General features: G+C 63.4%; 10 protein-coding genes and 1 pseudogene. 6 read left to right on the top strand and 5 right to left on the bottom strand.

The features are described from left to right. Window positions 1-165: 165 nt before the first annotated feature. Window positions 166-909: a deoxyribose-phosphate aldolase gene (deoC, locus tag ACMI1Q_RS06260; protein WP_394980358.1), complete on the bottom strand. Its 744-nt coding sequence runs from the start codon at window positions 907-909 to the stop codon at window positions 166-168. A gap of 187 nt (window positions 910-1,096) precedes the next feature. Between deoC and ACMI1Q_RS06265 the strand changes: the two genes are divergently transcribed. The 5 genes and pseudogenes from ACMI1Q_RS06265 (at window position 1,097) to ACMI1Q_RS06285 (ending at window position 4,321) form a co-directional block, all read left to right on the top strand. Further along, window positions 1,097-1,963, top strand: a complete 867-nt coding sequence (locus tag ACMI1Q_RS06265) for a MurR/RpiR family transcriptional regulator (protein WP_419068008.1) — start codon at window positions 1,097-1,099, stop codon at window positions 1,961-1,963. Beyond that, window positions 1,960-2,751, top strand: a complete 792-nt coding sequence (locus ACMI1Q_RS06270) for a YdcF family protein (RefSeq protein WP_419503159.1) — start codon at window positions 1,960-1,962, stop codon at window positions 2,749-2,751. The genes ACMI1Q_RS06265 and ACMI1Q_RS06270 overlap by 4 nt, the downstream gene beginning before the upstream one ends. Before the next feature lie 82 nt (window positions 2,752-2,833). Beyond that, window positions 2,834-3,145 carry an ArsR/SmtB family transcription factor gene (locus ACMI1Q_RS06275; protein ID WP_419503160.1) on the top strand — a complete coding sequence of 104 codons (312 nt, stop codon included), beginning with the start codon at window positions 2,834-2,836 and terminating at the stop codon, window positions 3,143-3,145. Between the two features lie 105 nt (window positions 3,146-3,250). Beyond that, window positions 3,251-3,982: pseudogene (locus tag ACMI1Q_RS06280) on the top strand (permease); the annotation flags it as partial. A gap of 18 nt (window positions 3,983-4,000) precedes the next feature. Further along, window positions 4,001-4,321 carry a thioredoxin family protein gene (locus ACMI1Q_RS06285; RefSeq protein ID WP_394980351.1) on the top strand — a complete coding sequence of 107 codons (321 nt, stop codon included), beginning with the start codon at window positions 4,001-4,003 and terminating at the stop codon, window positions 4,319-4,321. Between the two features lie 67 nt (window positions 4,322-4,388). Here the strand turns inward: ACMI1Q_RS06285 and ACMI1Q_RS06290 are convergent, their stop codons facing one another. The 4 genes from ACMI1Q_RS06290 to ACMI1Q_RS06305 all read right to left on the bottom strand — a co-directional run bounded on the left by ACMI1Q_RS06290 (window position 4,389) and on the right by ACMI1Q_RS06305 (window position 8,685). Beyond that, the gene (locus tag ACMI1Q_RS06290; RefSeq protein WP_419503161.1) at window positions 4,389-5,387 is read right to left on the bottom strand and encodes a Gfo/Idh/MocA family protein; all 999 of its coding nucleotides are present in this window, start codon (window positions 5,385-5,387) and stop codon (window positions 4,389-4,391) included. Between the two features lie 40 nt (window positions 5,388-5,427). Further along, window positions 5,428-6,243 carry a sugar phosphate isomerase/epimerase family protein gene (locus ACMI1Q_RS06295; protein WP_330056207.1) on the bottom strand — a complete coding sequence of 272 codons (816 nt, stop codon included), beginning with the start codon at window positions 6,241-6,243 and terminating at the stop codon, window positions 5,428-5,430. A gap of 42 nt (window positions 6,244-6,285) precedes the next feature. Beyond that, entirely contained in the window at window positions 6,286-7,485 is a 1,200-nt protein-coding gene (locus tag ACMI1Q_RS06300) for an ROK family transcriptional regulator (RefSeq protein WP_419503162.1), read from the bottom strand. A gap of 210 nt (window positions 7,486-7,695) precedes the next feature. After that, window positions 7,696-8,685 carry a PLP-dependent cysteine synthase family protein gene (locus tag ACMI1Q_RS06305; protein ID WP_394980345.1) on the bottom strand — a complete coding sequence of 330 codons (990 nt, stop codon included), beginning with the start codon at window positions 8,683-8,685 and terminating at the stop codon, window positions 7,696-7,698. Between the two features lie 460 nt (window positions 8,686-9,145). Here ACMI1Q_RS06305 and ACMI1Q_RS06310 point away from each other — a divergent pair, with 460 nt between their 5' ends. After that, window positions 9,146-10,438 (top strand): hypothetical protein, encoded by a 1,293-nt coding sequence (locus tag ACMI1Q_RS06310; RefSeq protein ID WP_419503163.1) that lies wholly within the window; start codon window positions 9,146-9,148, stop codon window positions 10,436-10,438. Window positions 10,439-10,587 lie beyond the last annotated feature (149 nt).

The following is a 10,587-nucleotide window of genomic DNA, read 5'->3' on the forward strand; positions in this document are numbered from 1 at the left end:
CTTCTTCAATCATGATCGACCTGCCGCCGCTTTGGGCTATAAAAGCCCCGTTCAGTACAGGTCTGAACGGGGCTTCCTCTAAATTGCTTTTCTGTGTCTACTTTTGCTTGACAAGTGCACATCGGTGTTCCGATGCGGCGGTCTTTTTCTGCGTTCAAAAGGAATTTACGCCTTGCCCTCGCGCATGGCCTTGGCTTCCTCGGGGGTGCAGTTCAGCACCACGGGGGTGGAGCGGTAGCCGATGCCCATGCGGTCGATGCCCATGTCGATGAGCTTCAGGAAGTGCTCGCGGGTGCGGATGCAGCCGGAACCCTTGATCTTGCAGCGGCCCTGGGCGGTGTCCATCATGGCCTGGATGACCTCGTAGGTGGCGCCCTCGTTCTTGCCGCCGGTGAAGAAGCCGGTGCTGGTCTTCACAAAGTCAGCGCCCGCGGCGATGGCGGTCTCGGTGGCCTTCTTCACCTCGTCCAGGGTCAAAGCGTCGGTCTCGAAGATGACCTTCACTTCGGTGCCGTACTTGTGGCAGGTGTCGCACACGGCCTTGATGTCGGCCTCCACCTCGGCCCACATGCCGCTGCGGATCCAGCCGTAGTTGGCAACGATGTCCAGCTCAAAAATTTTGCCGGTCTTGCAGTACTCTTCCGCCTGCATCACCTTGGAAGCGGTGGTGGACAGGCCGAAGGGGAAGTCGCACACCACGCAGATCTTGGTGTCGGTGCCTTCGCACAGCTCGATGGCGATGGGCAGGGAGGCGGGGTTGATGCACACGGTGCGGCAGCCGAAGTCGATGCCCTCCTGGATGTACTTGCGGATGTCATCCTGGGTGAATTCCGGCTTCAGAACGGACTGGTCAATGTAGGCGGCCAGCTCGGCCACGGTCATGTCGGCAGCTTTTTTTGCAGGTTTCATAGCACGTTCGTGCGCGGTGGAAATTTGCCGCAAAACGGGCGTGCCCGCGCATCTCCTTTCATTGGTTCCAGCATACCGCAGCAGAACTACAAAGTCAATTGAAATATGTAGTTTTACTACAAAAACCCTTGCGGCCTGCCCGCCCCCGGGGTATAATGGGGGTACGAATCAAAAAGGAGGATGCCTCATGGGGCAGACCGTTGGCAGGATAAAGAAAAACTACGCCCAGCTGCGCGCCTCCGAGCGCAAGGTGGCGGACTGGGTGCTGCGCGACCCGGCCAAGGTGCCGGAGATGACCATGGCCCAGCTGGCGGCGGCGGCGGGGGTCAGCGAGCCCACGGTGGCCCGCTTTGCCGAGGCGGCGGGCTTTGAGGGGTTCAGCGCCCTGAAGCTGGCGCTGGCGAAGGAGGCGGCCCCGGCGGCCCCCCGGCGGCTGCTGGACGTGCACGTGCAGCCGGGCGACAAGCTGAGCACCGTGCCGGACAAGATGATCTCCATGGCCCTCACCGCCCTGGAGGACACCCGCCGCATGCTGGACTCCCGCAGCTACGAAAAGGCGGTGCGGGCGCTGGCCTCCGCCCGCCTCATCGACATCTACGGCGTGGGCAACTCCGCCGCCGTGGCCCAGGACATGGTGATAAAGCTGTTGCGCATCGGCCTGACCTGCCGTGCCTACCCGGACAGCCACCTCCAGCAGATCTGCGCCTCGGCCCTGGGCCCGGGGGACGTGGCGGTGGGCATCTCCCACTCCGGCGCCACCCGGGACACGGTGGACGCCCTGGCCATGGCCCGCGCCGGGGGCGCGGTGACCATCGCCATCACCAACTTCAAGGGCGCGGAGATTTTGCGCCACGCCGACATCGCCCTGCTCACCGGCGACGTGGAGACCGCCTTCTACACCGAGACCATGTTCTCCCGCATCTCCCAGCTGGCCATCGTGGACAGCCTCTATATGGGCGTGATGCTGCAGGACTTCGAGCGTTTCTCCGGCGCTTTGGAGGGGGTCAACCGCATGGTCAGCCGCAAAGTTTACCGGGAGGAGGAAAACCAGTGACCGGCCTTGCACAGGACGCCCGGGACTTCAACACTCTGGCGGAGTTTCTGGCCCGGCGGGATGTGCCCCGGCTGGACGCCGCCGCCCTGCAAAACGCCCTCGGCGCGCCCCGGGCGGACATGGTGCTGCTGTTCGGCGGCAGCCTGCCGGAGGGCTGCCGTCTGGCGGGGCAGCTGTGGCAGCAGGGGCTTGCCCGGAAGGTGATGACCATCGGCGGGGTGGGCCACACCACCGCCGCCTTTCTGGAGCGGTTCGAGAGCGCCCTGCCCGCCGGCCACAGCGCCACGGAAGGGGAGTGCATGAAGGAGTACCTGCAAAGCGCCTTCGGCATCCCGGAAGAGGACCTGCTGGTGGAGAGCGCCTCCGCCAACTGCGGCGAAAACGTGCGCTTTGCCCTTCGAATTTTGCAGGAGCAGAACGCCCTGCCCGCCAGCGCCATCGTGCTCCACGATTCCACCATGCAGCGGCGCATCGGCGCCACGCTGGACCGCTGGTGGCCTGAAAACACCACCCGTTTCGTCCACTTTGCCGCCTATCGGGCGCGGCTGGAAGCGGGGGAGAGGGGCCTTGCCTTTGCGCCCAACCGCATCTGGGGCCTCTGGCAGCCGGAGCACTACATGAGCCTTCTGCTCAGCGAGATTCCCCGCCTGCGGGACGACGCCCAGGGCTACGGCCCCAAGGGCCGTGGCTTCATCGCCCATGTGGACCTCCCCGAAGAGGTCGGGGCCGCCTGGCAGCGGCTGGCGGAGCGCTACGCCCATCTGCTGCGGCTCCGGCCCACCGCGTGAAAAAACACCCTGTTGACAGAACTGCCGGCAGGGTGTATACTTTGCTTGATACATCAAGAAAATTTGATTTGAGGTGAGCGGTATGGAGGACTTCCGTCAGGAGGCGGCGGTGTTCCGCGCTTTGTGCGACGAAAAGCGCCTTGCCATTCTGGCCCGGCTGCGCAGCGGCGAAAAGTGCGCCTGCGTGCTGCAGGACCAGGACCTGGGGCTGACCCAGTCCGGCCTTTCCTATCACATGAAGATATTGTGCAAATCCGGCCTTGTGGAGAGCCGCCAGGAGGGCAAATGGACCCACTACCGCCTGAGCGAAAGCGGGCGGCGGCGGACGCTGGCCCTGCTGGAAGAGCTCACTGCCCCGAACGCCGAAGCAGGGCAAAGCTGCTGCGGCAGATGAACGCCATCATGCGGATGGCGTTTTTCTCAGGATAAAACATCAAAATTTTTTGATATAAGAAAGAGAGCGATGCGAATGTCGGTTTGGCAATGGATGCAAAACGAGCTGCTGGGCACGGTCACGCCCTTCTGCTCCTGCTCCTCCATCCCGCTGTTCATGGGCTTCACCGGGGCAGGGCTGCCGGTGGGTGTGACCTTCTCCTTCCTCATCTCGTCGCCCATGGTGGACCTGGGCAGCCTTGTGCTGCTCACCAGCATCTTCGGCGCGCGTGTGGCGGTGGTCTATGTGGTGCTGGGGCTGGTGGTGGCCGTGGCAGGGGGCGTGCTCATTCAAAAGCTGGGCATGGAAAAGTATGTGGAGCCCTTCATCCTGTCGGCGGGAGGCGTGGACGTCTCGCTGCCGCAGCTGACCGTGCGGGACCGGCTGGCCTTTGCCCGGGAGCAGATGACCGGCACCCTGAAAAAGGTCTTTCCCTACATCTTGGTGGGCGTGGGCGTGGGAGCTGTTATCCACAACTGGATCCCTGCCGGCTGGGTGCAGACGGTGCTGGGGGGCAATAATCCCTTTGGTGTGCTGTTGGCGGTGCTGGTGGGCGTACCCATGTACGCCGACATTTTCGGCACCATCCCTGTGGCCGAGGCACTGCTGGCCAAGGGCGCCCAGCTGGGCACGGTGCTGGCCTTCATGATGGCGGTCACCACCCTGTCGCTGCCCTCCCTCATCATGCTGCGCAAGGCGGTGCGCCCGCAGCTGCTGGCGCTGTTCGTGGGGGTGTGCGTGGCAGGCATCGTGGCGGTGGGCTATCTGTTCAACGTCTTGCAAGTATTCTTTATCTGACACAAGGAGGAAAAAACGATGGGACTGTTTGGAAAGAAAAAGGAAGAAAAGACCGCTTGCGGCTGCGCGGGCGGCTGCAATGCCCCCGCTGTGGACACCAGCCGCGGCATCTTTGTGCTGGGCGGCGGCTGCGCCAAGTGCAATGAGCTGGAAGCCGCGGTGCGCGCCGCCCTGGCGGAGCTGGGCCGGCAGGAGGAAGTGGGCCATGTGATCGACTTCGTGCAGATCGCGGCCCTGGGCGTGATGGCCACGCCGGCGCTTCTGGTGGACGGCAAAGTGCTGGCCAGCGGCCGGGTGCTGAACAAGGACGAGGTGAAGGCGCTTTTGCAGCAGGCGTGAGCGCAATAAAAAAGCCGGCGCGTTCGGCCCGCATGGGGCGGGGGAACGCGCCGGTCTTTTATTTTGTTCAGAGGGCAACAGTCTGCCCGGTCTCCAGCGAGGTGCGGATGGCCAGAATGACCGACAGCACGTGCCGCACATCCTCCGGGGTGATGGAGGTGATGGGGGTGTCCGCCTCGATGTGGCCGATGAAGTCCTCCAGCTCCCGCTGGTAGGCGTCGAAGGGGTCGATGTCGAGAAGCTGCGGCTCGTCGCCGCCGTAAAGCCAGGTCTCCCGCACGGCGGAGGCCACGTCTTCCAGGTTGGTGCCGGCGCGCATGCGGTAGCTCACGGATTTTTTGTCGCCCACCACGTTCAGCTCCATGGTGAAGGGGAAGCCCTTGGGCATTTCGATGATGCCCTCGGCAGTGGCCTGCACGCCGTTTTCAAAGGTCAGGGAGCTGGCCACATGGTTCCAGCAGCCCACGGCGTTCTTCTGGCCCACGGCGTAGACCTGCTTTACCTTGCCGAACAGATAGCACAGATAGTCCACATCGTGCAGATGCAGGTCGAACAGGCCGCCGCCGCTGTTTTCCGGCTTGCGGTACCACTCGCTCCACAAGGGATGCACCGACAGGCGGCTGGCCCGGGCGTATTTCACCACGCCCAGCTCGCCCGCGTCGTAAAGCTCCTTGGTCTTGACATACTCCGGCCAGAAGCGCACCGCCTGTCCCACGGCAAACTGTACCCCCGCCTCGGAGACGGCGGCCAGCATCCGCTCCAGCGATTCCATGGAGAGGGTGACCGGCTTTTCGCAGATGACATGCTTTTTGTGCTTTGCCGCCAGCAGCACATACTGCTCGTGGAGGAAGGTGGGCAGGCAGATGTCCACCACATCCACCGGCTCGGCGGCCAGCATGGCTTCGCCGTCGGCGTACCAGGGGCAGCCGGCGGCCTCGGCCAGCGCGCGCCCGGCGGCCTCTCCCAGGTCGCACACGGCGGTGACCTTGACGTCCTTCATTGCCTGATAGGCGGTCAGGTGGGTCTTGCCCATGAACCCCGCGCCTACGATCGCTACATTGACCAAATCGGAATTCCCCTTTCAGCGTTGGTGTTCTGCAAAGCGCTCACAGCTCAAAGCCGTGGGCTTTCAGATACGCCGCCGAATCCTGCACGGCGGTGTTGATCTCGGCCAGGTCCTTGGGGCCGGCCTGGGTGAACTCGATCTCCACACTGAAGGGAGAGTTGTTGTTCGCGGCTTTCAGCTTGGCAAAGATGGTCTCAAAATCCACATAGCCCTTGCCCAGCGCGGGGAAGTCCCAGGCGTTGCGCGCGCCGGCCTTGTCCTTCAGATGCAGATAGGCGATGTCGCCCATGCATGTGTCCACATCGTCGGCAGCGTCCACGTCGGCGTAGAACACGCAGTTGGCGGTGTCGTAGTTGATCTTCACCCGCTCGCTGCCCACCAGGTCCACGATCTCCTTCATGATGGTGCCGGTGGCGTGCTCGCCGTGAAGTTCCAGCACCAGGGTCAGGCCGTACTCCTCCAGCTTGGGCACAAGGCTCTTGATGTTCTGGGCCAGCAGGTCGTTGCCCGCCTTGGCGTTGTCCGCCAGATGAGCCTCGCCGATGGAAGAAACGATGTAGTCACAGCCGAAGAAGTTGGCCAGCCGCATGTTCATGATAAAATCCGGCAGGCGGGCGGCGTCCATCAGGTTGCAGTGGCCGCTCATGGAGAAGGGGACAAGGTCCAGCTCCTTCATCTTGTCCTTCACGGCGCAGAGCTTTTCAAAGCTCTGGTCGGGGAACACATGCTCCGTCCAGCCTTTGGTGGCCGTCAGCTCCACATAGTGGAAGCCCGCCGCGGCGATGCCTTCCAGCGCCTCCTCGATGGAGTAGCCGTGGTAGCAGTTGGAGTTGACCGCGATGATCCGTTTGTCCATGGTAAAAACCGCCTTTCGTCTTGTATTCTGCGGCGCGGCGCATCAGCGCAGAAAAAGCCGCTGCTGCGTGTTGCCGGAAAAATCGTAATGGGTGTCGATGTAGTATTGGGCCGCGCCGGTGAGTTCCGCGTCCAGCCCCAGGCGGGAGTATTCCACCCGCACCCGGCTGACGAACTCGGGGAAGCCCATGCCCGCCAGCGCCGTGCGGACCGCTTCGAGAAAAGCGGGCCCCAGGGTGACGCCGGTGCCGCCCAACACCACCAGCGAAGGGTTGAACAGGGCGATCAGGTTGGAGATGCCGTAGGCCAGGTCCCGCCCCAGGTCGTCGATCAGCGCGCGGGCCTTTTCGTCGCCCGCGTCGGCCATGGCCGCCACATCGCTGAACAGCAGCCGCCGCCCGCCCAGGCCGGACACGTCCAGCCCACGCTCCGCCGCCCGCCGTCCCAGGGCGTTTTCGCCCACAAGGCATTCCAGGCAGCCCCGGTTGCCGCAGTCGCACAGCGGGCCGTCCCGGTCGATGGAAAAGTGGCCGAACTGGGTGCCCACTGCGCCCGCGCCCCGCAGCATGCGGTCCTCGGCGAACAGGCATGCGCCCACGCCCTTGGAGACGTTCACATAGGCCACATAGGGGTCCCGCACGGGGGTGAACACCCGCTCGGCATAGCCAAGGCAGGCAGTGTCGTTCAAAAAGCACAGGGGATACCCCGCCAGCGCCTGCTGCAATTGGGGCACCACCGGGTCGTCGTGGCCCACGCCGATCACGGTGGAAAAAAGGCTCTGCCGCTCCTCGTCCACGATGCCGGGGATGATGACGCAAACGCCCATGATGCGGGCGCTGCCGGCGGCGGGCAGAAGGACCTCGAAAAAGGCGCGCCGTATCTGCTCCACGCCCTCTTCGGGCGCGTTCAGCGGCGCTTGGCTCCGGTAGGCCATGCGGCTGTCGGAGGAGACGAGGGCGATGTCCAGCCGGCCGCGCCGCCAGCTGATGACGGCCACCACGTTGGAATCGCCGTCCACCTGCAGCGCGTTGGGCCTTCTGCCCTGATGGACGCTCACGCCGGCGCCGCAGTCCACCACATACCCGCCGCGGATCAGCTCGTCCACCAGGCTGGAGACGGTGGTCTTGCTCAGGCTGGTGATGCCCGCCAGATCGGCGCGGGAAATGTTGGCGTTGCGGTCGATCAGATGATAGATCCTGCGCAGATTTTCGCTGCGGATGATTTGCTGCGTGATCAATGCCATCCCTGCTTTCTTTGGTCAAAAGATCGGGGGTGAGATTATTTGTCCGGCGGCCTTACTAATTCTTTTTGATTGTAGCATATAGCCGAAATGACTACAAGTGCCGCGAAAATTTTCAGCGCTTTTGCCACAGGGGGACCTTCGACGTTGTGTAAAAGAACGAGAAAAAGCCGCGCGGCGGCGGGGCTGCGCGGCTTTAAGCGGGCAGAAAATTCACACGGCGAGCGAAACGGGTCGGGGCGCGTCCGCCCGGCTCCACGCCAGCAGCTCCACACGGGCGGCAAGGGAACTTTCCCGAAGGGGCACGGGGGCGGCCAGCGCCGTGGTGAGGTATTTTTTGTTGTCGTCGGCAAAAACGGTGGCGGCGGGCCCCAGGCCCCGGCGGGTGAGCTCGATGGCGCCCAGCAGGTTCGCCCCGGAGGAGATGCCCACCCCCAGGCCCAGTTCCTTTGCAAGGCGCGCGGCCATGAGCACCGCGTCGTCGTCGTTCACCGGCAGCACCGTGTCGATGAGGCGGCGGTCCACGATGGAGGGGATGAAGTCGTCGCCGATGCCCTCGATCTTGTGGGGGCCGGTGACGGCGCCGCCGCTCAGAAGGGGCGCGGCGTCCGGCTCCAGCGCGGCGATGAAGGCGCCCCGGGGCTTCAGGCGGCGGGCCACGCCCATGAGGGTGCCGCCGGTGCCCACCCCCGCCGCAAAGGCCTTCACGCCGGGCAGCGCGGCCAGCAGTTCCGCGCCGGTGGTGTGGAAGTGGGCCAGCACGTTCTCCTCGTTGTCGAACTGCAGGGGCTGAAATGCGCCCAGCTCCCCGGCGGCCTGCCGCGCCTGGGCCAGCGCCCCCTCAAAGCCGCCGTCGGCGTCGCTCACCAGATGCAGCTGCGCGCCGTACATCTCCAGTAACTGCCGGCGCTCCCGGCTCATGCGCTCGGGCATGAAGATGTGCACCGGGTGCCCGGTGAGCGCCCCCAGGGCGGCGAAGGCGATGCCGGTGTTGCCGCTGGTCACCTCCACGATGGGCTGGCCGGGCACAAGCGCGCCGGTCTCCTCGGCGCGGGCCACGATGCGGGCGGCCACACGGTCCTTGATGCTGCCGGAGAGATTGAAGCTCTCCAGCTTGGCATACACCGCGCCGGGGCGGCCGTCCAGCCGGTAGTCGATGCGGATGAGCGGGGTGTTGCCGGAAAGAGTTTCGTAAGCTTTCATAACAGTTCTCCTTTTGTGTTCGTTGTTTGGCGGCGAGCAAAACAAAAAGGCTGTGTGCCTGCGCACACAGCCTTGCAAAAGGGTCCTGCCAACAAAAGCGCAAAGCCCGGAGGCCTTGCCCTGCTTTTTCGTCGGGGCCGCGGTTGAAGGGGGCAGCAGACAGCACCAGCAGGGCCGTCTGCCCGCCGCGTCTTCAAAGGCCTTTCTGGCCCGACGCGAAAAAGCAGCCGTCCCTCAACAGCGACAACAACAGATATTCTCTTTCACAGAGACAAGATAGACAAGATTCATAAAAATCACCTTGCAGATACCATACCATCGGGCGGTGGATTTGTCAAGAGCGGGTGTTGCTGCAGAAAATTTTATTATGATAAAATTTTTTATTGACATCGGCTGCGGCAGTGCTATATTGAATTTGCATTTTACTGCGATAAAACAATCTGAACAGGAGTGGATCACCATGAAACTGAACGCACTTTTGGCGCGGGGCGCTGCTGCGGCGCTGGCCTGCGCGCTGCTGGCCGGTTGCGGCGGGCAGACGGTATTTCCGTCCGTCCCGGAAGACCAGACGCCCTCTTCCGCTGTTTCCGGCCAGGAGGCACAGCCCACGCCAGAGCCCACCGCAGCCCCGGCGGCTCAGGGCGCTTTGGAGCTGACCGAGCGCGAGAGCGCGCTGGGCAGCTATGAGCTCTTCACCATGTTTTCCAACGGCTATGCCTGGGTGTGGGCGAACGGCGAGGCCGGCTATCTGAGCGAGGACGGCCAGTATACTCCGCTGTATTCCATTCCCCGGGAGGACATTTTCAACATCGACGTGGAGCAGATGACCACCGACGGGTTCACGCTTCAGCAAAACGTGGAAAAGCTCAGCGAACTTTACTCCTGCCCCGAAAGCGGCATCGTGCCTTTTTACAAGGACGGCCTGTGGGGCTATTGCGACCTTTCCGGCAATGTGCTGGTGCAGCCGGCCTACATCCACATCTCGCCCATGGGCCAGCTGGGCTGGGGCGCCCGGGAGGGCGACGCGGGCTCCGAGTGGATCTACTACTATGATGTGATCGAGCCCGACGGCTCGGTGATCGTCAGCGGCAAGAACTGCTGGTGCGACCCGCGCAACGGCTACTACTTCGTGGACGAGTCCGGCGACGGCGGCGCGGTGCTTTACAACGCCGACAGCTCGGTGGTGCTGGAAGAAGCGCCCTACGGTTTCGGCAACTGCCCCATGCCGGACTTCACCACCTGGGAAGAGGGCGTGGTCGTGAGCGGCGTGCCCTATGACCGCACCGGCGCGAAACTGAGCACCGACGGCCGCAAGATCGTTGGCCTCTCCGCCGGTTCCCGCCCGGTCTTTCAGGATGAGGGCGGCTTTGGCATCCTGAACACCAATGGCTCGGTGGCCGTCCCGGACAGCCTGAGCTACATCTCCGACGTGATGGCGGACGGCAGCGTCTATGTGCAGGAAAAGGATACCGGGGCGCTGTGCCATTACGACGGTGAGATGAACGCGCTGGACGACGGCGCCCTTGCCCGGGCAAAAACCGGCGAGCGGTACATTGACGAGGAGCGCATCGTTCCCATCACCCCCGTGGAGATCTGTGACCAGAGCGGCCGGCAGATCGCCCTGATGGAGTCTGAGGTCGAGATGGGCGGGGCTTTCACCGTGAGCTGCGGCGTGCTCAAAGCAGGGGACTGGTTCTATTTCTATCCCACCGACAGCACCGTCCAGACCTATCAGTTCACCTCTGCAAAATAACAAAAACACCCGGCGGGTCAAAAGCCCGCCTGCACCTGTAAACTGAAAGTAGACACTCACAAAAGTGTGGGTGTCTACTTTTTTCGTGGTAAGATGAAGAAAAGGAGGTAGAAAAATGGGAAAGAAAGGGACACCGCATCGAAAGTGGA

This window comes from Candidatus Allofournierella excrementavium, assembly GCF_048526665.1.
Taxonomy (GTDB): Bacteria; Bacillota; Clostridia; order Oscillospirales; family Ruminococcaceae; genus Allofournierella_A; species Allofournierella_A excrementavium.